Origin of the sequence: Streptomyces sp. NPDC002825 (assembly GCF_040295385.1) — a bacterium.
Lineage (GTDB): Bacteria > Actinomycetota > Actinomycetes > Streptomycetales > Streptomycetaceae > Streptomyces.
Genome location: NZ_JBEOVH010000001.1, coordinates 234,119 through 257,067 on the forward strand (window position 1 = coordinate 234,119; position 22,949 = coordinate 257,067).

General features: G+C 71.7%; 24 protein-coding genes. 19 read left to right on the top strand and 5 right to left on the bottom strand.

Annotation, left to right across the window (positions count from 1 at the left end; all coding sequences use genetic code 11):
- The first annotated feature begins 103 nt into the window (after positions 1-103).
- Genes dnaK through ABT041_RS01125 form a run of 4 tightly spaced genes read left to right on the top strand, consistent with a single transcriptional unit; the run spans position 104 to position 4,240 of the window.
- On the top strand, positions 104-1,945 hold the full coding sequence (gene dnaK, locus ABT041_RS01110; RefSeq protein WP_351176934.1) for a molecular chaperone DnaK: 1,842 nt from the start codon (positions 104-106) through the stop codon (positions 1,943-1,945).
- Complete coding sequence (gene grpE, locus ABT041_RS01115) at positions 1,942-2,586, top strand: nucleotide exchange factor GrpE (RefSeq protein ID WP_351176937.1); 645 nt, start codon at positions 1,942-1,944, stop codon at positions 2,584-2,586. The genes dnaK and grpE overlap by 4 nt, the downstream gene beginning before the upstream one ends.
- Before the next feature lie 33 nt (positions 2,587-2,619).
- Entirely contained in the window at positions 2,620-3,792 is a 1,173-nt protein-coding gene (gene dnaJ, locus ABT041_RS01120; RefSeq protein WP_351176940.1) for a molecular chaperone DnaJ, read from the top strand.
- 4 nt (positions 3,793-3,796) lie between these two features.
- The gene (locus ABT041_RS01125) at positions 3,797-4,240 is read left to right on the top strand and encodes a heat shock protein transcriptional repressor HspR (RefSeq protein ID WP_189803135.1); all 444 of its coding nucleotides are present in this window, start codon (positions 3,797-3,799) and stop codon (positions 4,238-4,240) included.
- 69 nt (positions 4,241-4,309) lie between these two features.
- Here ABT041_RS01125 and ABT041_RS01130 read toward each other — a convergent pair whose 3' ends face one another.
- Positions 4,310-5,290 (bottom strand): helix-turn-helix transcriptional regulator, encoded by a 981-nt coding sequence (locus ABT041_RS01130; protein ID WP_351176943.1) that lies wholly within the window; start codon positions 5,288-5,290, stop codon positions 4,310-4,312.
- Between the two features lie 132 nt (positions 5,291-5,422).
- Between ABT041_RS01130 and ABT041_RS01135 the strand changes: the two genes are divergently transcribed.
- Both ABT041_RS01135 and ABT041_RS01140 read left to right on the top strand, forming a co-directional pair.
- Positions 5,423-5,638 carry a hypothetical protein gene (locus ABT041_RS01135; protein WP_351176946.1) on the top strand — a complete coding sequence of 72 codons (216 nt, stop codon included), beginning with the start codon at positions 5,423-5,425 and terminating at the stop codon, positions 5,636-5,638.
- An 8-nt stretch (positions 5,639-5,646) separates the two neighbouring features.
- Positions 5,647-5,964, top strand: coding sequence for a Rieske (2Fe-2S) protein (locus ABT041_RS01140; RefSeq protein ID WP_041129982.1), 318 nt, complete (start codon positions 5,647-5,649; stop codon positions 5,962-5,964).
- Between the two features lie 105 nt (positions 5,965-6,069).
- Here ABT041_RS01140 and ABT041_RS01145 read toward each other — a convergent pair whose 3' ends face one another.
- Entirely contained in the window at positions 6,070-6,474 is a 405-nt protein-coding gene (locus ABT041_RS01145) for a pyridoxamine 5'-phosphate oxidase family protein (RefSeq protein ID WP_351176949.1), read from the bottom strand.
- A gap of 122 nt (positions 6,475-6,596) precedes the next feature.
- On the opposite strand from ABT041_RS01145, the gene clpB reads away from it, so the two are divergent.
- Positions 6,597-9,188, top strand: coding sequence for an ATP-dependent chaperone ClpB (clpB, locus tag ABT041_RS01150; RefSeq protein WP_351176952.1), 2,592 nt, complete (start codon positions 6,597-6,599; stop codon positions 9,186-9,188).
- A gap of 1 nt (position 9,189) precedes the next feature.
- Here clpB and ABT041_RS01155 read toward each other — a convergent pair whose 3' ends face one another.
- A complete protein-coding gene (locus ABT041_RS01155; RefSeq protein ID WP_351176955.1) occupies positions 9,190-9,609 on the bottom strand; it encodes a hypothetical protein in 420 nt (139 codons plus the stop codon).
- Between the two features lie 139 nt (positions 9,610-9,748).
- On the opposite strand from ABT041_RS01155, the gene ABT041_RS01160 reads away from it, so the two are divergent.
- Entirely contained in the window at positions 9,749-10,285 is a 537-nt protein-coding gene (locus tag ABT041_RS01160; RefSeq protein ID WP_351176958.1) for a YbjN domain-containing protein, read from the top strand.
- Between the two features lie 21 nt (positions 10,286-10,306).
- On the opposite strand, the gene ABT041_RS01165 is transcribed toward ABT041_RS01160, so the two are convergent.
- Positions 10,307-11,497 carry a putative hexosyltransferase gene (locus ABT041_RS01165; RefSeq protein WP_502976334.1) on the bottom strand — a complete coding sequence of 397 codons (1,191 nt, stop codon included), beginning with the start codon at positions 11,495-11,497 and terminating at the stop codon, positions 10,307-10,309.
- A 136-nt stretch (positions 11,498-11,633) separates the two neighbouring features.
- Positions 11,634-12,815: a pyridoxal phosphate-dependent aminotransferase gene (locus ABT041_RS01170; protein WP_502976318.1), complete on the bottom strand. Its 1,182-nt coding sequence runs from the start codon at positions 12,813-12,815 to the stop codon at positions 11,634-11,636.
- 121 nt (positions 12,816-12,936) lie between these two features.
- Here ABT041_RS01170 and ABT041_RS01175 point away from each other — a divergent pair, with 121 nt between their 5' ends.
- From ABT041_RS01175 to ABT041_RS01225, 11 genes are all read left to right on the top strand, one after another.
- Positions 12,937-13,197 carry a hypothetical protein gene (locus tag ABT041_RS01175; protein ID WP_351176964.1) on the top strand — a complete coding sequence of 87 codons (261 nt, stop codon included), beginning with the start codon at positions 12,937-12,939 and terminating at the stop codon, positions 13,195-13,197.
- 52 nt (positions 13,198-13,249) lie between these two features.
- Positions 13,250-13,468, top strand: a complete 219-nt coding sequence (locus ABT041_RS01180; protein ID WP_351176967.1) for a hypothetical protein — start codon at positions 13,250-13,252, stop codon at positions 13,466-13,468.
- 217 nt (positions 13,469-13,685) lie between these two features.
- Positions 13,686-14,204 (top strand): DUF2617 family protein, encoded by a 519-nt coding sequence (locus ABT041_RS01185; RefSeq protein ID WP_351176970.1) that lies wholly within the window; start codon positions 13,686-13,688, stop codon positions 14,202-14,204.
- Between the two features lie 74 nt (positions 14,205-14,278).
- Complete coding sequence (locus ABT041_RS01190) at positions 14,279-15,988, top strand: polyamine aminopropyltransferase (protein WP_351176973.1); 1,710 nt, start codon at positions 14,279-14,281, stop codon at positions 15,986-15,988.
- A 117-nt stretch (positions 15,989-16,105) separates the two neighbouring features.
- Positions 16,106-16,906: an SRPBCC family protein gene (locus ABT041_RS01195; protein WP_351176976.1), complete on the top strand. Its 801-nt coding sequence runs from the start codon at positions 16,106-16,108 to the stop codon at positions 16,904-16,906.
- A 35-nt stretch (positions 16,907-16,941) separates the two neighbouring features.
- Positions 16,942-17,727 carry an aldose epimerase family protein gene (locus ABT041_RS01200; protein ID WP_351177639.1) on the top strand — a complete coding sequence of 262 codons (786 nt, stop codon included), beginning with the start codon at positions 16,942-16,944 and terminating at the stop codon, positions 17,725-17,727.
- A 10-nt stretch (positions 17,728-17,737) separates the two neighbouring features.
- Positions 17,738-18,286, top strand: a complete 549-nt coding sequence (pyrE, locus tag ABT041_RS01205; protein ID WP_351176979.1) for an orotate phosphoribosyltransferase — start codon at positions 17,738-17,740, stop codon at positions 18,284-18,286.
- 222 nt (positions 18,287-18,508) lie between these two features.
- The gene (gene fbaA, locus ABT041_RS01210; protein ID WP_351176982.1) at positions 18,509-19,531 is read left to right on the top strand and encodes a class II fructose-bisphosphate aldolase; all 1,023 of its coding nucleotides are present in this window, start codon (positions 18,509-18,511) and stop codon (positions 19,529-19,531) included.
- A 60-nt stretch (positions 19,532-19,591) separates the two neighbouring features.
- Entirely contained in the window at positions 19,592-20,761 is a 1,170-nt protein-coding gene (locus ABT041_RS01215) for a MalY/PatB family protein (RefSeq protein ID WP_351176985.1), read from the top strand.
- A 78-nt stretch (positions 20,762-20,839) separates the two neighbouring features.
- The gene (locus ABT041_RS01220) at positions 20,840-22,333 is read left to right on the top strand and encodes an MFS transporter (RefSeq protein ID WP_351176988.1); all 1,494 of its coding nucleotides are present in this window, start codon (positions 20,840-20,842) and stop codon (positions 22,331-22,333) included.
- Between the two features lie 14 nt (positions 22,334-22,347).
- On the top strand, positions 22,348-22,761 hold the full coding sequence (locus ABT041_RS01225) for a DUF3151 domain-containing protein (RefSeq protein ID WP_351176991.1): 414 nt from the start codon (positions 22,348-22,350) through the stop codon (positions 22,759-22,761).
- Positions 22,762-22,949 lie beyond the last annotated feature (188 nt).

Consider the following 22,949-nt stretch of genomic DNA (forward strand, 5'->3'; position numbering starts at 1 on the left):
GACGAAGAGTTGAGTCCACTCGACTCAGGTCTGTTGACGCGGGCGACCTCCTCGTGCATCCTTGAGTCAGTTCCACTCAAGTCAGTCAGCTGGAGGAATCGAAATGGCACGTGCGGTCGGCATCGACCTGGGCACGACTAACTCCGTCGTCAGCGTTCTGGAAGGCGGCGAGCCCACCGTCATCACCAACGCCGAGGGCGCCAGGACCACGCCGTCCGTCGTCGCCTTCGCGAAGAACGGCGAGGTGCTCGTCGGCGAGGTGGCCAAGCGTCAGGCCGTCACCAACGTCGACAGGACCATCCGGTCGGTCAAGCGCCACATGGGCACCGACTGGAAGATCGACATCGACGGCAAGAGCTTCAACCCGCAGCAGATGAGCGCCTTCATCCTGCAGAAGCTCAAGCGCGACGCCGAGGCCTACCTGGGCGAGAAGGTCGTCGACGCGGTCATCACCGTCCCGGCGTACTTCAACGACTCCGAGCGTCAGGCCACCAAGGAGGCCGGTGAGATCGCGGGCCTCAACGTCCTGCGCATCGTCAACGAGCCGACCGCGGCCGCCCTGGCCTACGGCCTGGACAAGGACGACCAGACGATCCTCGTCTTCGACCTCGGTGGCGGCACCTTCGACGTGTCCCTCCTGGAGATCGGCGACGGCGTCGTCGAGGTGAAGGCCACCAACGGTGACAACCACCTCGGTGGTGACGACTGGGACCAGCGCGTCGTCGACTACCTGGTGACGCAGTTCCAGAACGGTCACGGCGTGGACCTGGCCAAGGACAAGATGGCCCTCCAGCGTCTGCGCGAGGCCGCCGAGAAGGCGAAGATCGAGCTCTCGTCCTCGACCGAGACCTCGATCAACCTGCCCTACATCACGGCCTCCGCCGAGGGCCCGCTGCACCTGGACGAGAAGCTCACGCGCGCCCAGTTCCAGCAGCTCACCTCCGACCTGCTCGAGCGCTGCAAGGTGCCGTTCCACAACGTCATCAAGGACGCGGGCATCCAGCTCTCCGAGATCGACCACGTCGTCCTCGTCGGTGGCTCGACCCGTATGCCGGCCGTCGCCGAGCTCGTCAAGGAGCTGACCGGTGGCCAGGAGGCCAACAAGGGCGTCAACCCGGACGAGGTCGTCGCCATCGGCGCCGCGCTCCAGGCCGGTGTCCTCAAGGGTGAGGTCAAGGACGTCCTGCTCCTCGACGTGACCCCGCTGTCCCTCGGCATCGAGACCAAGGGCGGCATCATGACCAAGCTCATCGAGCGCAACACCACGATCCCGACCAAGCGGTCCGAGATCTTCACGACGGCCGAGGACAACCAGCCGTCCGTGCAGATCCAGGTCTACCAGGGCGAGCGCGAGATCGCGGCGTACAACAAGAAGCTCGGCATGTTCGAGCTGACCGGTCTGCCGCCGGCGCCGCGTGGCGTCCCGCAGATCGAGGTCGCCTTCGACATCGACGCCAACGGCATCATGCACGTGACCGCGAAGGACCTGGGCACGGGCAAGGAGCAGAAGATGACCGTCACCGGCGGCTCCTCGCTGCCGAAGGACGAGGTCGACCGGATGCGCCAGGAGGCCGAGCAGTACGCGGAGGAGGACCACCGCCGCCGCGAGGCCGCCGAGTCCCGCAACCAGGGCGAGCAGCTCGTCTACCAGACGGAGAAGTTCCTCAAGGACAACGAGGACAAGGTTCCCGGTGACGTCAAGGCCGAGGTCGAGGCCGCGCTCGTCGAGCTGAAGGAGAAGCTCAAGGGCGAGGACACCGCCGAGATCCGCACCGCCACCGAGAAGGTCGCGGCCGTCTCGCAGAAGCTCGGCCAGGCGCTGTACGCCGACGCCCAGGCCGCCCAGGCCGCCGGCGGCGACGCGGGCCAGGCCCAGGCGCAGGACGACGACGTCGTCGACGCCGAGATCGTCGACGACGAGAAGCCGAAGGGTGGCCAGGCGTGACCGAGGAGACCCCGGGCTTCGAGGAGAAGCCCGACGTCCCCTCCGGCGCCACCCCTGACGACGCCGCCGAGGCCGTCGAGAACTCCACCGAGGAGGACTCGACGGCCCCGGCCGGGGACGCTACGGACGTAGCCCTGCTGGCGCAGCTGGACCAGGCCCGTACCGCGCTCACCGAGCGCACGGGCGACCTCCAGCGGCTCCAGGCCGAGTACCAGAACTACCGCCGCCGCGTGGAGCGGGACCGGGTCACGGTCAAGGAGATCGCCGTCGCGAGCCTCCTGTCCGAGCTGCTTCCCGTCCTCGACGACGTCGGCCGGGCCCGGGACCACGGCGAGCTCGTGGGCGGGTTCAAGTCGGTGGCCGAATCGCTGGAGACCGTCGTCGCCAAGATGGGTCTGCAGCAGTTCGGCAAGGAGGGCGAGCCCTTCGACCCGACGATCCACGAGGCCCTGATGCACTCGTACGCGCCGGACGTCACCGAGACGACCTGCGTGGCGATCCTGCAGCCGGGGTACCGGATCGGCGAGCGGACCATCCGGCCCGCCCGCGTGGCCGTCGCCGAGCCCCAGCCGGGGGCCCAGGGCAAGGCCGAGGACTCGGAAGACGCCAAGTCCGACAAGTCCGAGAAGGACAGCGAGTAACAGCCGTACCCGTGCGCGGGAGGAGGGACGTCGATGAGCACGAAGGACTTCGTCGAGAAGGACTACTACAAGGTTCTCGGCGTCCCCAAGGACGCCACCGAGGCCGAGATCAAGAAGGCGTACCGGAAGCTCGCCCGCGAGAACCATCCGGACGCCAACAAGGGTGACGCGAGCGCCGAGGCGCGCTTCAAGGAGATCTCCGAGGCGAACGACGTCCTCGGCGACCCCAAGAAGCGCAAGGAGTACGACGACGCCCGCGCCCTCTTCGGGAACGGCGGCTTCCGGGCCGGCGGCCCCGGAGGCGGCGGCTCGTTCAACTTCGACCTGGGCGACCTCTTCGGCGGCGCCCAGGGCGGAGCCGGCGGCTTCGGGGGCGGCGGCATCGGGGACGTCTTCGGCGGCCTGTTCAACCGCGGCGGGGGTGCGGGCGCCCGCACGCAGCCGCGGCGCGGCCAGGACATCGAGTCCGAGGTGACGCTCAGCTTCACCGAGGCCATCGAGGGCGCGACCGTACCGCTGCGGATGTCCAGCCAGCAGCCGTGCACGGCGTGCTCGGGCACCGGCGACAAGAACGGCACGCCCCGGGTGTGCCCGACCTGTGTCGGCACCGGGCAGGTCTCGCGCGGCGGCAGCGGCTCCTTCTCGCTGACGGACCCCTGCGTGGACTGCAAGGGCCGCGGCCTCATCGCCGAGAACCCCTGCGAGGTCTGCAAGGGCAGCGGCCGGGCCAAGTCCTCCCGCACCATGCAGGTCCGCATCCCCGCGGGCGTCAGCGACAACCAGAAGATCCGTCTCCGCGGCAAGGGAGCGCCGGGCGAGCGCGGCGGGCCCAACGGCGACCTGTACGTCGTCGTGCACGTCGACGCCCACCCGGTCTTCGGCCGCAAGGACGACAACCTCACCGTGACGGTGCCGGTCTCCTTCTCGGAGGCGGCGCTCGGCGGCGAGATCAAGGTGCCGACCCTCGGCGGCCCCGCGGTCACGCTCAAGCTGCCCGCGGGCACGCCGAACGGCCGGACCATGCGCGCCCGGGGCAAGGGCGCGGTCCGCAAGGACGGCACGCGCGGCGACCTCCTCGTGACGGTCGAGGTGGCGGTGCCGAAGGAGCTGGACGACAAGGCACGCGAGGCTCTGGAGACCTTCCGCGAGGCGACCGCCTCCGAGGACCCCCGGGCCGAGCTGTTCCAGGCCGCGAAGGGAGCGTGACCCGGTGGAAGGGCGCCGACGCAATCCGTACGAACTGACCGACGAGTCGCCGGTGTACGTCATCTCGGTGGCGGCCCAGCTCTCGGGCCTGCACCCGCAGACCCTCCGGCAGTACGACCGGCTCGGCCTGGTCTCCCCGGACCGCACGGCCGGACGGGGACGGCGCTACTCGGCCCGTGACATCGAGCTGCTCCGTCAGGTGCAGCAGCTGTCGCAGGACGAGGGCATCAACCTGGCCGGAATCAAGCGGATCATCGAACTGGAGAACCAGGTCGCGGCGCTCCAGGCACGTGTGTCCGAGCTGTCGGCGGCGGTCGAGGGCGCGGCGGCGACGCTGCGCCAGCGCGAGGCCCAGGTGCACGCCTCGTACCGCCGGGATCTGGTGCCGTACACCGACGTGCAGCAGGCGAGCGCCCTCGTGGTGTGGCGCCCGAAGCGCGGCGAGTAGCTCCCGTACGCGGCGCGAAGGCCCCCTCCACCGGTCGGTGGAGGGGGCCTTCGTCGTGTCCCGGACCGTTCAGCTGTCCCGTTCGAGGATCCCGGACTGGGCGATCAGATAGCCGAGCTGGGCCCGGCTCCCGCTGCCGAGGGCGGCGGCGAGCTTGGCGATGTGCGCCCGGCAGGTCCGCACGTTCATCCCGAGCCGGCGGGCGATGGCCTCGTCGACGTGCCCCTCGACGAGGAGCTTGGCGATGGAGCGCTGGACGCCGCCGATGCCGTCGGTCTTGATGTCGTACGGGATCTCCTCCCGTATCGGCACCGCCAGCTGCCAGAACTGGTCGAAGACGCCGCCGAGGTAGGCGACCAGGCCGGGGTGGCGCAGCTCCAGGGCGACCTGGCGGTCGCTGCGGGCCGGGATGAAGGCGACCTCGCGGTCGACGATGATCAGCCGGTCGATGATCTCTTCGAGGGTGCGGACCTGGACCTCGGGCCCGACGTGCTCCAGATAGGTGAGCGTGAGCTCGGTGTGGCGCGCGGTGTGCTGGTAGAGGGTGCGCATGCTGATGCCGCGGCCCAGGAGGGGTGAGACGCGGTCCAGGGCCTCGCTGAGGGCCTGGGCGGGGCGCCCGCCGCCCGGCTGGACGGTGAGGAGTTCGCTGCGGCAGTCGGCCACGACGCGGTCGAGGGTCGAGTTGATGCGGTCGATGCCCTCGAGGACGGTGATGGCGTGTGTGGTGGGTGAGTCGTGGGCGCTGATGGCCATGAACGGCTCGAAAGCGTCCGACAGGGCGACGGTGCGCCGCCGGCGGTCGAGTATCTCCCGCTCGATGGGCTGGAGCAGCTGGGCGAGGGCCGCGGAGGGCGGAACCGGCCGGAGCCACTGCGCGTCGTCGGGGTCGGGGTGGAGCAGCGAGAGGTCGAGGAGGCACGGTGCCTCGACCGCCTCTGACCGGGGTATTCGCCCGGTCCGCAGGGCGGCCGCGTACAGCTCGGAGCCCGCTTCGCACAGTTCGGCGTGCGAATGAGGGTGACCTGTTTCGTCCGCTTGTTTCCGCATATGTACACCCCCAGGCTCCTGCATCTCAGGAACATGATGCCTGGGTTTGGTGGTGCAGGCGCAGAGAGTAAGCCATCGTCTTACTCGCGGGGGTTGGAAACAGACGTTGCCTTCAAGTGAGGTTGCTCGGTGATGATGAAGAAGCTCATACGCGCGGCGGCCGGAGTCGCCTTCATCGCGGCCGCCACAGTGGGCGCGGTGGGAGTGACCCCGGATCCGGGCTGGCACTCGGAGCCGGCGCAGGTGCAGGCCGCTCAGCTCGACCCGGGCTGGCACCTCGCGGCACCCACGCTCGTCGATGACCCGGGCTGGAGCGTGGCCCCCGCGCAGGACCCCGGCTGGAGCTAGTCGGGCACATGAATGTTCCCGATGACCCCAGGTTCCGCAGGGAGATGGCCTCGGCCTATCGCTCCGGCTGGCACTTCGTCGATCTCGCCACGGCCATCCCCCACCGCGGCGACTCGCTGAAGGTCACGCTCTTCGGAGAGCCGATCGTCGTCGCCCGTGAACAGGACGAAGACGTCCGTGCGTACCGCTGTCTGCGCCGTCCCCGCGGCGCTCCGCAGCCCATCCGCTGTGCCATCCGGTACGGCATGATCTTCGTCAATCTCGATCAGCGCGACCACCAGCTGATCGAGCCAGAGGCCATCACCGCCACCCCCCGCAGTGCCTGAGCGATTCCCCCGTCGTTGTAGATCGCTCCGGCACTTCCCCCACACAGCGGCGCCATCGCGGACCTGAAACGCGATGGCGCCGCTGTGCGTCTGCGTGCGGGTCGCTCAGGCGCGGCCCATCGCCCGGGTGAGGGCGATCTCGATGACGACCCGGTCCGGGTTCGGGGTCGGCGTGCGGCCGTACCGCTCCGCGTAGCGGGCGACGGCGTCCGCGACCGTCTCGGCCTCCGTGCGGATGCGGGCGACGCCCTCCAGGGTGGCCCAGCGCCCCTTGTCGACCTGGCAGACCGCGACCCGCGCGCCGTCCGCGCCCGCCGCCAGGACGTTGGCGACCTTCCGGCTGTTCTTGTTGGTGATCACGCGCGCGTACCCGCCCTCGGGGTCGTACGTGACGCCGACCGCGACGACGTGCGGCGTGCCGTCCGGGCGCGGGGTGGTCAGGGTGCACATGTGGTACTCGCGCCAGAAGCTCAGGTACGAGTCGGAGGGGTTCCTGGGGTCTGTGGCCATGCCCGGAAACTACCCGGGGCAGGGCTCCCTCCGATACCTTGAGCGGGTTCGACTCAACTTTGTGTACCCTGGAGAAGTCATAGAAGGAGAGGACCCACGAGAACCGAGAAGGAGCACCGCACGTGGACGCCGAACTGACCAACAGGAGCCGGGACGCGATCAACGCGGCGAGCAGCCGCGCCGTGTCCGAGGGGCACGCCGACCTGACCCCCGCACACCTGCTGCTGGCCCTCCTGGCCGGTCAGGACAACGAGAACATCACCGACCTGCTGGCCGCCGTCGGCGCCGACCAGGCCGTCGTCCGCGGCGGCGCGGAGCGGCTGCTGGCCGCCCTGCCGAGCGTCACCGGGTCCACGGTCGCGCCCCCACAGCCCAACCGCGACTTCCTCGCCGTCATCGCCGACGCCGACAAGCGCGCCAAGGAGCTCGGCGACGACTACCTGTCCACCGAGCACCTCCTGGTCGCGATCGCCGCCAAGGGCGGCCAGGCCGGTGAGATCCTCGACGGGCAGGGCGCGAGCGCGAGGAAGCTGCTCGACGCGTTCGAGAAGAGCAGGGGAGGACGCCGGGTGACCACACCCGACCCGGAGGGGCAGTACAAGGCGCTGGAGAAGTTCGGCACGGACTTCACCGCCGCCGCGCGCGAGGGCAAGCTCGACCCGGTCATCGGCCGCGACCACGAGATCCGGCGCGTCGTCCAGGTGCTGTCCCGCCGCACCAAGAACAACCCGGTCCTCATCGGCGAGCCCGGCGTCGGCAAGACCGCCGTCGTCGAGGGCCTCGCCCAGCGGATCGTGAAGGGCGACGTCCCCGAGTCCCTGAAGAACAAGAGGCTCGTCTCGCTCGACCTCGGCGCGATGGTCGCCGGCGCGAAGTACCGCGGCGAGTTCGAGGAGCGCCTGAAGACCGTCCTCTCCGAGATCAAGGAGAGCGACGGCCAGATCATCACCTTCATCGACGAGCTGCACACGGTCGTCGGCGCGGGCGCCGGCGGCGACTCCGCCATGGACGCCGGCAACATGCTCAAGCCGATGCTGGCCCGCGGCGAGCTCCGCATGGTCGGCGCGACCACCCTCGACGAGTACCGCGAGCGGATCGAGAAGGACCCCGCCCTGGAGCGCCGCTTCCAGCAGGTCCTGGTCGCCGAGCCGACCGTCGAGGACACCATCGCGATCCTCCGCGGCCTCAAGGGCCGGTACGAGGCCCACCACAAGGTGCAGATCAACGACTCCGCCCTGGTGGCCGCCGCGACCCTCTCCGACCGGTACATCACCTCCCGCTTCCTCCCCGACAAGGCCATCGACCTCGTCGACGAGGCCGCCTCCCGGCTCCGCATGGAGATCGACTCCTCGCCCGTCGAGATCGACGAGCTCCAGCGCTCCGTGGACCGGCTCCGCATGGAGGAGCTGGCCCTGAAGAACGAGACGGACGCGGCGAGCAAGCAGCGCCTGGAGAAGCTCCGGCGCGACCTCGCCGACCGCGAGGAGGAGCTCCGTGGCCTGACCGCGCGCTGGGAGAAGGAGAAGCAGTCCCTCAACCGCGTCGGCGAGCTCAAGGAGCGCCTCGACGAGGCCCGGGGCCGCGCCGAGCGCGCCCAGCGCGACGGCGACTTCGACACCGCCTCCAAGCTGCTGTACGGGGAGATCCCGGCCCTGGAGCGGGAGCTGGAGGAGGCCAGCGAGGCCGAGGCCCAGCAGGAGTCCGCCAAGGACACCATGGTCAAGGAGGAGGTCGGCCCCGACGACATCGCGGACGTGGTCGGCTCCTGGACCGGCATCCCCGCCGGCCGCCTCCTGGAGGGCGAGACGCAGAAGCTGCTCCGGATGGAGGACGAGCTCGGCAAGCGGCTGATCGGCCAGTCCGAGGCCGTGCGGGCCGTCTCCGACGCGGTGCGCCGCACCCGTGCCGGGATCGCCGACCCCGACCGGCCCACCGGCTCCTTCCTCTTCCTCGGCCCGACCGGCGTCGGCAAGACCGAGCTGGCGAAGGCGCTCGCCGACTTCCTCTTCGACGACGAGCGGGCCATGGTCCGCATCGACATGTCGGAGTACGGCGAGAAGCACTCCGTCGCCCGTCTGGTCGGCGCTCCTCCCGGCTACGTCGGCTACGAGGAGGGCGGCCAGCTCACGGAGGCGGTGCGCCGCCGCCCGTACAGCGTGGTCCTGCTCGACGAGGTGGAGAAGGCGCACCCGGAGGTCTTCGACGTCCTGCTCCAGGTCCTGGACGACGGACGCCTCACCGACGGACAGGGCCGGACGGTGGACTTCCGCAACACCATCCTGATCCTCACCTCGAACCTGGGCAGCCAGTTCCTGATGGATCCGCTGACCTCGGAGGACGTGAAGAAGCAGCAGGTCCTGGACGTGGTGCGGGCGAGCTTCAAGCCCGAGTTCCTCAACCGTCTGGACGACCTGGTGGTCTTCTCGGCGCTCGACCGGGCCGAGCTGGGCCGGATCGCGCAGCTCCAGATCGACCGGCTCTCGAAGCGGCTCGCCGAGCGGCGCCTCACCCTGGACGTCACCCCGGCGGCCCTGGAGTGGCTCGCCGAGGAGGGCAACGACCCCGCGTACGGCGCGCGGCCGCTGCGCCGGCTCATCCAGACGGCGATCGGCGACCGGCTCGCGAAGGAGATCCTCGCGGGCGAGGTCGTGGACGGCGACACGGTCCGGGTCGACCGCTTCGAGGACGGGCTGATCGTCGGAGCCGCCCGGTAGCTCACGTGTCGAAGGCCTCCACACGTACGAGGGCGGTGCCGCCGTCCTCGTACGTGATCCGGAGGTGCACGTAGAGGAGCTCGTCGAACGACACGTCCACGCACCGGTCCTGCTCGCAGGAGAACGCCGGCTCCCCGGTCGGATAGGCGGCCTCCAGCCATCCTCCGACCTCGGCGCGCGGCATCCGGAACTCGGCGTGGGCCACCGTGTCCTGCCAGTGGGCCGCCGTGCACCGGGCGTCTTCGGCGCTCATCGGGAGGCTGCCCCGGGCGAACGTCATCACCTTGGCGCAGTCGACCGCCTTCTCCTCACCGATCTCGCTCCAGGCCATCGCGCCCCAGACCAGGAGGGCCAGCGGCCCGCCGCAGAACAGCGTCACGACGGCGGACGCCCAGACCCAGGTCCACGGCCGCGGCCGCACCGGTTTCGTCTTCCTCTCCGATTTCTCCCCCATGAGCACCAGATCTTGTCAGCCCGCAGCGGATCGCGGGCGGCGGGGCTTGCCACGTACCGCCCGGCATGGGGGAGGATGGCGAGCATCCGTACGAAGGGAAATAACGGTGAGCATCGACCCGTCCTCGATTCCGAATTTCGGGGGCCAGCCCCAGCCTCAGGCCGCAGGACCGGCGGGCCCCGTCGTCCCCGACCAGGACCTCGTCAAGCAGCTCCTCGAGCAGATGGAACTCAAGTACGTCGTCGACGACGAGGGTGACCTCGCGGCGCCGTGGGAGGAGTTCCGCACGTACTTCATGTTCCGCGGCGAGGGCGAGCAGCAGGTCTTCTCGGTGCGGACGTTCTACGACCGTCCGCACGCCGCCGACGACCGCGCCAAGATCCTCGACGCGATCGACGACTGGAACCGCCGCACCCTGTGGCCCAAGGTCTACACGCACCTGCACGAGGAGGAGGACGGCTCCGCCACCCTCCGCCTCATCGGCGAGGCGCAGATGCTGATCGGCACCGGCGTCGCCCTGGAGCACTTCGTGTCCTCCACGGTCAGCTGGGTCCGCGCCTCCATCGAGTTCGACAAGTGGATCGTCGAGCAGTTCGGCCTGGAGTCCCCCGAGGAGAAGGCCTCGGGCGACGAGGAGGCGTAAGCCCCTCCCGACCCCGGCGTCTCAGATCGCCATGCGCGCGAGCGTCAGGGCGTAGGCCCCGTAGCAGCACGAGAGCCCGGCCAGGGCCGTGACCACCAGGATCGCGGCCCTCGGCCGGGCTTTCGTCAGTGCCGCCGCGAGCGGCAGCAGCAGCGGGAAGGCCGGCAGCAGGAAGCGCGGTTTCGACTCGAAGAAGCCCGAGCCGCCGACGGCGATGACCACGAGCACCGCCGTGTGGGCGAGGACGGGCAGCGGCAGCCGCTCCCCGCACAGGAGGAGCGCGAAGAGCAGCACCGCCGCGCCGGTGATGAGCAGCGCCATCGCGAACCCGAACTGGGTCGGGCCGCCCAGCATGTCCCGTACGAAGACGAGCGCGCCCTTCCCGAAGTCGAAGCGGGACGTCCAGCCCTCCTGCACGGCGAAGTAGCCGCCGAGCGGATCGCCGCGGCGGACCCCGACCCAGAGCACGTACGAGAGCCAGCCCGCGGGCGCGAGCAGGCCCGCCGTCCACACCCGCGGCCCGGCCCGGCCCCGGGTCCGCCACAGCTCGCAGCCGACGGCGGTCAGGACGGCGGCGGCGACCGCGATCCCGTTCGGCCGGGTGAGCCCGGCGAGGCTCGCGAGGGCGGCCGCCGCCGGCCAGCGCCGGGTGAGCAGCGCGTACAGCGCCCAGGCGGCGAACGCGGTCATCACCGGCTCCGTGTACGCCATGGTCAGCACGACCGAGTGCGGCAGCAGGCCCCACAGGAGGACGAGCACGGTGGCGGTGCGGCGCCCGCGCAGCCGCTCGCCGACCAGGAAGACGCCCCAGGCGGCGGCCCCGGCGGCGAGCCAGGACAGCAGGAGACCGGCGGTGCCTCCGGTGACGGGCAGCACGGTGGTGACGGCCCGGACGAGCGCCGGGTAGAGCGGGAAGAAGGCCAGGTCGTCCAGGACCATTCCGTGCGCGCCGTGCAGGACGCGCCCGTAGCCGTGCGCGGCGATCCCGGCGTACCACTGGGAGTCCCAGGAGGTCGCGAGGAGCGCCCGGGGCGAGCGGCCGACGTGGTGGGCCCACAGGGCGAGGACGAGCAGACCGGTGAGCCGGGCGGCGGCGAAGAGCCCGAGGGCGGGCGCCGCCCGGCGCAGCGCGCCCCGGGGCGGCCGGGGGGCGCGGGGGCCGCTGCGGACCGTGGCCGGGGGCGCCGTGCGGTCGAGGGTCTCGGCGGACAGGGTGCACCTCCGGGCGCGGGAGATCCCGCTCGGGCGGGAGGGCGGACCGATCTCCACCGGTAAATCGGTCTACCCGACGATCGTCCCGGCGCCCGGAGGGCGCGCGCGCCGCACCCCCGCACGGCCGAACGGCCTGTCAGCCGCTGAGCGCCTTGAGGCGCGAGACGGCCTCCTCCAGGACCTCGGTCCGCTTGCAGAAGGCGAAGCGGACGAAGGGGGCGCCGGCCTCGCGGTGGTCGTAGAAGACGGCGTTCGGGATGGCGACGACGCCGGCGCGCTCCGGGAGGGAGCGGCAGAAGGCGAAGCCGTCGGTGGCGCCGAGGGGGCGGATGTCGGTGGTGACGAAGTAGGTGCCGGCCGGGCGGTAGACCTCGAAGCCCGCCTGCGCGAGGCCCTCGCTCAGCAGGTCCCGCTTGGCGCGCAGCTCGGCGCGGAGGGTGTCGAAGTAGGCGGCCGGGAGGCGCAGGGCCTCGGCGATCGCGTACTGGAAGGGGCCCGAGGAGACGTACGTGAGGAACTGCTTGGCGGAGCGGACGGCGGAGGTCAGTCCGGGGGTCGCGGTGATCCAGCCGACCTTCCAGCCGGTGAAGGAGAACGTCTTGCCGGCCGAGCCGATGGTGACCGTGCGCTCCCGCATGCCGGGCAGGCTCGCGATCGGCAGGTGCTCGGCGTCGTCGAAGACCAGGTGCTCGTACACCTCGTCGGTGACGACGAGCAGGTCCCGTTCGATCGCGAGTTCGGCGACGGCGGTCAGTTCGGCGCGGGTGAGGACCGTGCCGGTGGGGTTGTGCGGGGTGTTGAGCAGGATCAGCCGGGTCCGGTCGGTGACGGCGGCCTTCAGCTCGTCGAGGTCGAGGACGTAGCTGCCCTCGTGGGGGCGGAGGGTGACGGGGACGCGGGTGCCGCCGGCCATCGCGATGCAGGCGGCGTACGAGTCGTAGTACGGCTCCAGGGCGATGACCTCGTCGCCGGGCTCGACCAGGGCGAGCAGCGCCGCCGCGATCGCCTCGGTGGCGCCCGCCGTGACGAGGACCTCGGTGTCGGGGTCGTACGCGAGGCCGTACCGCTCCCGCTGGTGGTCGGCGATCGCCGACCGCAGCTCGGGGATGCCGGGGCCCGGCGGGTACTGGTTGCCGAGGCCGTCGCGCAGCGCGCGGACCGCCGCCTCCCGGATCTCCTCGGGGCCGTCGGTGTCGGGGAAGCCCTGACCGAGGTTGATCGACCCGGTCCTGGCGGCGAGCGCGGACATCTCGGCGAAGATCGTCGTCCCGAACTCGGCGAGGCGGCGATTGAGCAGCGGTCGTGTCATGACGGCCATCCTGGAGCCAAGCTCTGGACTTGCTCAAGTGCGCTTTGGGGGGTGACCGGAGCGGGGATCGCGCCGGCATGGACATCATCTTCTTCTTCCTCGGGGTCGCGGCCGTGATCGCGCTCGGGGTGTGGCTCATCGCGAGCGGTATGAGCGGGTCGAGGCGCAGGGGGAGCGGCGGCGACAGCTGGTGGGCCGGTTCCTCGTCCTCGTCGGCCTCTTCGTCCTCTTCCTCTTCCTCCTCTTCCTCCTCTTCCTCCTCTTCCTCCTGCTCCTCGTCCTCGTCGTTCTCCTGCTCCAGCTCCTCGTGTTCGAGCTCGTCCTGCTCCTCGTCCTCGTGCTCCAGCTCCTCCTGCAGCTGAAGCTCTGGACTCGCTCAAGTCCGCTTTGACGGGGGATCGGAACGGGCATCCCCCTCGCACAGAAGAACGGGGGTAGTACAGATGGAAATCGTGATCTTCATCGTCTTCGCGCTGGTGGTCGTCGGACTGTTCTCCGGCACCAAGAAGTCGGGGGGCCGCAAGCGGCGCGGCGGGCGCAAGGGCCGTGGCGGCTGGGCCGACGGCGGCGGTGGCGGCGGGTGCGGCAGCAGCAGCTCGTGCGGATCGGGCAGCTCCTGTGGGTCCAGCTGCGGCGGCGGTGGCTGTGGTGGCGGCGACTGAGTGAACAAGTGAACTGTTGGGTCCCCGAAGGGGTTGGAAAACACGGCAAGTTGGGTAGAAACGCTGCGAGTCGCCCGACGTACGTGGTTCTCTCGCTCCTGACAGAGACAGCCCTCGGACCGTGTGTGGACCCGAGCCGGCGATTCCCCACTCCCGTAGAACCCTTCTCCGGGGCGCCCCCGGCCCACCCGTCAAACCGTGTTTGCGGAGCCGACCCATGCTCACCACCCTGAAGACCTCCTATACCGATACGCGCGCGGCCGATCTGGCCTGGGCCCTCGGGCGCGAGCCGCTGCCCGCGCTCGCCGTGCTCGATCTCGAACTCTCCGGAGCCCAGCTCCAGTTGAGGCTGCTCGGCGCCTCCCACCAGGTCCTCCTGGAGGAGGAGGGGCGCCACTGCTCGGAGACCGTGGCCTGCATGCCCGGCAGCAGCACCCCGCTCCCGCTCGGCGTCTCCAAGCGCGTCGGCGAATGGGAGTACGAATTCGCCGCGCGCGTCGAGACGCTCTCGCACGGCTCCTTCGCGGGCCGTGCGCAGGAGCTCCTCGCGCTCGTCGCCGACCATCCCAACGGGCTCGCGGGGACCTTCCCCGGATCCCCGTACGCCTTCACCGCGATGCTGGCGCAGCGTCACGAGGGCCAGGTGCGCTGGCGCACCTGGCACGCCTACCCGCAGGAGGGGCAGTTGGTGGCGACCAGGACCCGCATCGGCGCACGTATGCCCGCAACGCTCTGATGCGCCCTCCCGCACTCCATGTGCACTCGTGTGGGTGACAAGGGGTGTGACAGTCGTGACGTAGCGTTACGGACATGATCGAACCGACCGTGACCATGCCGCCCAAGCGGGTGCGCCGGCCGCCCCCGCGGCGGTCCGCGCGTCCGCCGCGCGAGGCGGTGCGGTTCCCGGTCCTCGCGGTCGTCTTCGTCTGCGCCGCGTGCGGCCTGGTCTACGAACTGGAACTGGTCGCCCTCGCCTCGTACTTGATCGGCGACTCGGTCACTCAGGCCTCCGTCGTGCTCTCCGTGATGGTCTTCGCGATGGGCGTGGGCTCGCTCCTCGCCAAGCGGCTGCGCTGCCGCGCCGCCGTCGGTTTCGGCCTGGTCGAGGCCGGGCTCGCGCTGATCGGCGGCTGCTCGGCGATGGTGCTGTACGCGTCCTTCGCCTGGCTCGGCGAATCGCGGTACGTGCTCGTGGCGTTCTCGCTCGCGATCGGCGTGCTCATCGGCGCCGAGATTCCGCTCCTGATGTCGCTGATACAGCGGGGGCAGGCGGCGAGGGACGAGCGGGCCGCGCGCTCCGCCGGCTCCGGGCGGGCCGGGCGGCAGGCCTCGCTCGGCGAGCGGGACGACGCCGCGGGGACGGTCGCCGACCTCTTCGCCGCCGACTACGTCGGCGCGCTCGTCGGCGGCCTCGCCTTTCCCTTCCTGCTGCTGCCCTGGCTCGGCCAGCTCACCGGCGCGCTCGTCACCGGCGCGGTCAACGCCGTGGCGGGCGGCGGCCTCGTGCTCTGGGTGTTCCGCCGCGACCTCGGCAACCGGTCACGGGCGCTGCTCCTCGCCGTGAACCTGTGCGTCCTGACCGTCCTCGCCACCGCGACCGTCCTCGTCGACGACTTCGAACAGGCCGCGCGCCGGGTCGTCTACGGCGACCGGGTACGGGTCGCCGTCCACACCGAGCTCCAGGAGGTCGTGGTCACCGGGGGCGCCGCCGAGCCGCCCGACCTCTTCCTCGACGGACGCCTCCGGGTGGCCGGCCGCGACGAGTACCGGTACCACGAGGCGCTCGTCCACCCCGCGTTGTACGGCGCCCACGCGCGCGTCCTGATCGTCGGCGGCGGCGACGGCATGGCCGCCCGCGAGGTCCTGCGCTACGCCGGGGTCCGTTCCGTCACCGTCGTCGAGCTCGACCCGGGCGTCGTCCGCCTCGCCCGTACGGACCCGGCGCTCGCCGCGCTCAACGCCCAGGCCTTCCGCGACCCCCGCGTCCGCGTGGTCTACGCGGACGCGTTCCGCTGGCTCAGGGGCGCCGCCGATCGTGTGCAGGAACGGTACGACGTGGTGATCTCCGATCTGCCCGACCCCGGGATCACCCCCAGCACCAAGCTCTACTCGGAGGAGTTCTACGGCCTGGTGGCCCGGGTGCTCACCGCGTCCGGACGGTTCGCCGTGCACGCCGGATCGGTCACCGACCGGCCGCGCACCTACTGGACCGTCGACGCCACCCTGCGCGCCGCCGGCTTCGCGACCCGGCCGTACAGCGCGAGCGGCCGCACCCCAGGCTTCGCCGCGGGACCCGACCGCGCCGACCGCACCAGCGGTACGGAGCGGGGGCCGGGGGACTGGGGCTTCCTCCTGGCCGTACGGGGCGAACGGCCGCCCGCCCTCCGCCTCGCCCCCGACGCGCCCCGGCTGCGCTCGCTCCAGGCCGGAACCCTGGAGAACGCGGCGCGCCGCGCCGAACGGACCCGGGGGGCGGAGCCGCCGCCGTCGACCCTGGTGCATCCCCGGTACGGGGGCTGACGTGTCCGCCGGGCGCGGTGCGGAGCCCGACCGCCGTCCGGGCCGGTACGCGGCCCGACCCGTCGGCCGGGTGCAAACAGGCGACGCCGCGCCCCGCCCTGAGTAGGCTCGGCTTCCATGGAGCATGAGGTGTTCGTACCCGTCCCGGCCGAGGCCCTGCGCGCGACGCTCACGGACCCGGCCCGCGTGGTGCGCTGCGTGCCCGGTCTCCAGCGGGACGCCGACGCGGAGGCGGGCCCCCTCACGGGCCGCCTCAAGGTGCGGGTCGGCGGCAACACCATCACCTACCGCGGTGCCCTGCGGGTCGTCGAACGGGACGGTGCCATCACCTACGAGGGCGAGGGCACCGAAGCCCGCGGCAAGGGCTCGGCCGAGCTGTCCCTCACCGTCGTCCTCACCCCGGTGGCCGAGGGCACCAGCCTCAGCTTCACCGGCGCCCTCACCGCCGTCGGCCGGCTCGCCGACGCGACGGACGACGCGCGCGCCACGGCGGGCGTCAAGCTCCTCGACAAGTTCGTCGAGGCGCTCGCCGCGCTCGCCGAGGAGCCCGAAGCCCTCGAAGAGGCCACCGACGACGACGGAGTCGACGACGGGGTGGAGGAGCCCGCCCGGGGCGCCGTCTTCGACGCGCCCGTACCGCCGTCCTCCCTCGACCCGCTCCTCGACGAGGACTTCGCGGACACCCCGATCGAGTTCCCCGCCCCGCAGCCCGCCGCCGAGGCCGCCCACGCCCGCCGGACCATGATCGGGCGGAGCGCCGAAGAGGTCGACCACGCCCCGCCGCGCGGCCGTTACGCCCCCGTCCCCGCGCCCGAGGCGACGAGCACCGGCGCCACCCTGCGCTGGATCGCCCCGGCCGCCGCCCTCGCCCTCGCCTCCGCCGTCGTCGTCGGCCGGGCCCTGCGCCGCCGCCGCTGAACAGGCCGGACAGGCCCTAGGCTCAGGACGTGAGCATGCAGACGCGACTGACGGCGGGCGACGCCGAGTTGACCATCAACCCCGACCACGGCTGCCGCATCGAGAGCCTGCGCATCGCCGGCACCGAGGTGCTGCGCCAGGGCGAGCGGTACGGAAGCTTCCCGATGGTGCCCTGGTGCGGGCGGACCGAGAACGGCCGCTTCCGCAACGGCGCCGAAACCCACCAGCTCCCCGTCAACGCCGCCCCGCACGCCATCCACGGCACCGTCCGGGACATCCCGTGGAAGACCGCCCGGACCTCCGGGACCGAGGCCGTCTTCACCTGCGAGCTCGGCGACCCCTGGCCGTACGAGGGCCGGGTCACCCAGGTCTTCGAGCTGTCCGAGGACTCCCTCACCCTCCGCTTCGGCGTCGAGACCTACGACAGCTCCTTCCCGGCGCAGGCCGGCTGGCACCCCTGGTTCCTGCGCAACCTCGGGCAGGGCGGTCAGGACGTACGGATCGACTTCACGCCCGCCTGGCAGGAGCAGCGCGGGGAGAACCACCTCCCCACCGGCCACCGCATCGACTCCCTCCCCGGCCCCTGGGACGACTGCTTCGGCATGCCCGACGGCGTCGACGTCACCCTCACCTGGCCGCAGGAGCTGGAGCTCAAGGTCGCGAGCCGCGCCGAATGGGTCGTGATCTACGACGAGCCCGCCGAGGCGGTCTGCGTCGAGCCGCAGTCCGGCCCGCCGAACGGCCTCAACACCCACCCGCGCCTGGTCACCCCGATCGACCCCCTGGAGGTCGAGAGCACCTGGACCTGGCGGCGGCTTTAAGCTCAGGGGCATGACTGACGTACGCGCTGAGCTGCTCCAGCAGATCAAGGACAAGGCCGTGGTGCACGGCAAGGTGACCCTCTCCTCGGGTCTGGAAGCCGACTACTACGTGGACCTGCGCCGGATCACTCTGGACGGTGCGGCTTCGCCGCTGGTCGGCAAGGTCATGCTCGAACTCACCAAGGACCTCGACTTCGACGCGGTCGGCGGCCTGACGCTGGGCGCCGACCCGGTCGCGACGGCGATGCTGCACGCCGCCGCCGCGCGGGGCGAGCGGCTCGACGCCTTCGTCGTCCGCAAGGCCGCCAAGGCCCACGGGATGCAGCGCCAGGTCGAGGGCCCGGACATCAAGGGCCGTCGCGTCCTGATCGTGGAGGACACCTCCACCACCGGCGGCTCGCCGCTGACCGCCGTCGAGGCGGCGCGCGCGGCCGGCGCCGAGGTCGTCGCCGTCGCCACGATCGTGGACCGCGCCACCGGGGCGGGCGAGAAGATCAGCGGGACGGCGGGCGTTCCGTACCTCTACGCGTACGCGCTGGACGAGCTCGGCCTGGCGTAACCGCCGCGAAGTCGTGACTTAGGTCCCGGACCCCCGCCATAGCGGTCCTGACCTGCGTTTTTACCGAAGGGCGGGGTGTTTCACGTGAAACACCCCGCCCTTCGGCATGCCGCGCCCGTGGGAGCCCGGACAAGAGTCTGGAAAGATGGGCCGCGACGATGACGTCGCCCCTAGGTCAGGGACAGCAACGCACACACCCCGCACATCACAAGGAGCGGACGAATGCCCATCGCAACCCCCGAGGTCTACAACGAGATGCTCGACCGGGCGAAGGCAGGCAAGTTCGCCTACCCGGCCATCAACGTGACCTCGTCCCAGACCCTGCACGCTGCGCTGCGCGGCTTCGCGGAGGCCGAGAGCGACGGCATCATCCAGATCTCGACCGGCGGTGCCGAGTTCCTGGGCGGTCAGCACAACAAGGACATGGTCACGGGCGCCGTTGCCCTGGCCGAGTTCGCGCACATCGTCGCCGCGAAGTACGACATCACGGTCGCCCTCCACACCGACCACTGCCCGAAGGACAAGCTGGACGGCTACGTCCGTCCGCTGCTCGACGTCTCCGCCGAGCGCGTCGCCAAGGGCCTGAACCCGCTGTTCCAGTCGCACATGTGGGACGGCTCCGCCGAGACCCTCGCCGACAACCTGGCCATCGGCCAGGAGCTGCTCGCGAAGGCCGCCGCCGCCAAGATCATCCTCGAGGTCGAGATCACGCCGACCGGCGGCGAGGAGGACGGCGTCAGCCACGAGATCAACGACGAGCTGTACACCACCGTCGAGGACGCCATCCGCACCGCCGAGGCCCTCGGCCTGGGCGAGAAGGGCCGCTACCTGCTCGCCGCGTCCTTCGGCAACGTGCACGGCGTCTACAAGCCGGGCAACGTCGTGCTCCGCCCCGAGCTCCTCAAGGACCTCCAGGCCGGCGTCGCCGCCAAGTTCGGCAAGGCCGACCCGTTCGACTTCGTCTTCCACGGCGGCTCGGGCTCGACGGCCGAGGAGATCGCCACCGCGCTGGAGAACGGCGTCGTGAAGATGAACCTCGACACCGACACCCAGTACGCCTTCACCCGCCCGGTCGTGGACCACATGTTCCGCAACTACGACGGTGTCCTGAAGGTCGACGGCGAGGTCGGCAAGAAGTCCACCTACGACCCGCGCACCTGGGGCAAGCTGGCCGAGGCCGGCATGGCCCAGCGCGTCGGCGAGGCCTGTGTCGCGCTGCGCTCGGCCGGCACGAAGCTGAAGTAAGCGGATGAGCGACGGGCCCGGTCACCTCGTGAGGTGCCGGGCCCTCGTCATGTCGGGAGGATGACCGTGGCGTACGACTTCGACCGGGAGATAGACCGGCACGGGACCTGGTCCGTGCAGTGGGACGGCATCGCGGACCGCTTCGGCGTCTCCGACCTGCTGCCCTTCACCATCTCCGACATGGACTTCGCCTCCCCGCCCGAGGTCCTCGCGGCCCTGCGCGAGCGCGTCGACCACGGAGTCTTCGGCTACACGGACTGGCGGCTCGGGGAGTTCCGCGAGGCGATCCGCCACTGGTACGCGAGCCGGTACGGCGCCGAGATCGACCCGGAGACGCTGGTCTACGCGCCCTCGGTGCTCTCCCAGCTCTCGCAGCTCCTCCAGATGTGGACGGAACCCGGCGACGGCGTGGTCGTCCACACCCCCACGTACGACGGCTTCCGCAAGGCCGTCACGGGGCTCGGGCGCGAACTGCGGGGCGTCCCCGTCGGCGATCCGGAGGCCCTGGAGCGGGAGCTCGCCCGGCCGGACAGCCGGATGCTGCTGCTCTGCTCCCCGCACAACCCGACCGGCCGGGTGTGGACGGAGGAGGAGCTCAGGGGCTTCGCCGAGCTGGCCGAGCGGCACGGCGCGGCCGTCGTCAGCGACGAGATCCACGCCGATCTGACGACCGACGCCTACCGCCACATCCCCTGGACCCGGATCGCCGAGCCGGGCCGGGGGCGCCGCTGGGCCCTGGTCACCTCCGGCACGAAGGCCTTCAACTTCCCGGCGCTCTCCGGTTCGTACGGGATGGTCGGCGACCCCGACGAGCGCCAGGCGTTCGTCCGGCGCATGGAGACCGGCGAGGGTCTCGCCTCGCCCGCCGTGCTCTCGCTGACCGCGCACATCGCCGCGTACCGACAGGGCGCCCCGTGGCTGGACGAGCTGCGCGGATACGTGGCGGGCACGATGGACCTGGTCCGGGAGCGGCTCGCGGACGGGCTGCCCGAGGTCGACTGGGCGCCCCCGCAGGCCGGCTATCTGGCCTGGATCGACCTGCGGCCGCTCGGGGTCGAGGAGACCCGGCTCCAGGAGGAGCTCGTGGCGAAGGAGAAGGTCGCGATCATGCCGGGCGGGGTGTACGGCACGCCGGGCTTCGTCCGGCTGAACGTCGGCTGCCCACGGAGCAAGGCCGAACGGGGAGTGGACGCACTGGTCAGGGCGGCGAACCGGCTGCGTACGGTCTGAGGCCCGGCTGCGTGTGGCCGGCCCGCGTGTGGTCCGGTCCGGCGCGCGGCGGTCCTCGCTTCGCGGGACCATGCAGTCATGGGTGCGGGTGCGGGTGCGGGTGCGGGCGTGCGGGACGTGCGGATGGCCTCGGGGACCGGCCGGTGGATCGTGTTCACCACGGTCCTCGGCTCGGGGATGGCGCTGCTCGACTCGACCGTCGTCAACGTCGCCCTGCCCCACATCGGCGAGGACCTGGGCGCCGACCTCGCCGTCCTGCAGTGGACGGTCAACGCCTACATGCTGACCCTCGCCGGGCTGATCCTGCTCGGCGGCTCGCTCGGCGACCGGTTCGGGCGGCGGAAGGTCTTCGTCGTCGGCGTGGTCTGGTTCGCCCTCGCCTCCCTGCTGTGCGGGCTCGCGCCGAACGCCGGGGTGCTGATCGCGGCCCGTGCCCTCCAGGGCGTCGGCGGGGCGCTGCTCACGCCCGGCTCCCTCGCGCTGATCCAGGCGAGCTTCCACGCCGACGACCGGGCCCGTGCGGTCGGGCTCTGGTCGGGCTTCGGCGGTGTGGGCGCGGCGATCGGGCCGTTCGTGGGCGGCTGGCTGGTGGACGGTCCCGGCTGGCGGTGGGTGTTCCTGCTGAACGTGCCGCTGGCCGCGATCTGCGTCCCGGTCGCCCTGCGGCACGTGCCGGAGTCGCGGGACGAGACGGCGCACGGCCGCTTCGACGTGCTCGGCGCGGTCCTGGGCGCGGCGGCGCTCGCCCTCGTCACGTACGCGCTGATCGGCGCGGCCTGGTGGGCCGGGGCGGCCGGGGCCGTGGTCGGCACCGGGTTCGTGGTGGTGGAGCGGCGGCGCGGGGAGCGGGCGATGGTGCCCCCGTCGATCTTCCGCTCGCGCCTCTTCACGGCGGTCAACCTGGTCACCCTCTGCGTGTACGCGGCGTTCGGCGGTTTCTTCTTCCTGGCGGCCCTCCAGCTCCAGGTGGTCGCGGGCTACTCGGCGCTCGGCGCCGGTGTGGCGCTGCTGCCGACGACCGTGCTGATGCTGCTGCTCTCCGCGAGGTCCGGGGAGCTGGGGGAGAAGATCGGGCCGCGGATCCCGCTCACGGTGGGGCCGCTGCTGTGCGCCGCCGGGATGCTGCTGATGCTGCGGGTCGGGGAGGACGCCTCGTACGTGACCGACGTGCTGCCGGCGATGCTCGTCCTCGGGCTCGGCATGACGACCCTGGTCGCCCCGCTGACCGCGACCGTCCTCGCCTCGGTGGACGTCTCCCGGGCGGGCCTCGCGAGCGGCATCAACAACGCGGCGGCCCGCGCCGCCGGGCTGATCGCGGTGGCCGCGCTGCCGCTGCTGGCGGGGATGGGCCCGGAGGCGTACCGCTCGGCGGAGGAGTTCGGGGAGACGTTCCGGCGGGCGATGCCGATGTGCGCGGGGATCCTGGTGGTGGGCGCGGCCCTCGCCTGGACGACGATGCGGACCCCGGCCGCGGCGGCGGGCTGCCATCCGGAGTGCAAGGTCCACTGCGGGGTGCAGGCCCCGCCGCTCGACCCCGGGCAGCGGGACGCGGCCCCCGGTGCGGGGTCCTGAGGCAGACTGGGCCCATGGCCATCCACGAGAACCTGCTGGGGGGACCGGCCCCCACCCACCTGCCCGACGAGCCGGGGCCGCGCGAGCTGCTCGCGAGCGGTGCGGCGCCGGCGGACGTCGCCGCGAAGTACCCGACCTCCTCGCTCGCCTGGGCCCGTCTCGCCGACGACGCCTACGAGCGCGGCTCGGTCGTCGAGTCGTACGCCTACGCCCGTACCGGCTACCACCGCGGCCTGGACGCGCTGCGCCGCAACGGCTGGAAGGGCCACGGCCCGGTGCCGTGGGAGCACGAGCCGAACCGCGGCTTCCTGCGCGCGCTGCACGCCCTGGCCCGGGCGGCCGGCGAGATCGGCGAGAAGGACGAGTACGAGCGCTGCACGACCTTCCTGCGGGACTCCTCGGAGACCGCCGCCGAGACGCTCGGCTGACCTCCCGGCTCCCGCGAAAGCCTGACGCCGAAGCCCGACGCCGAAGCCCGACGCGAAAGCCAACGCGAACGCCTCACGCGCCTCATGAACAACGCCCTTTCTCCCGCACGGGAGAAAGGGCGTTCGAGTCGAGCGGGTACGATCCCCGGAACCGCAGGACTTGAGGGGGGAACTCTGTCGTGGGGAAA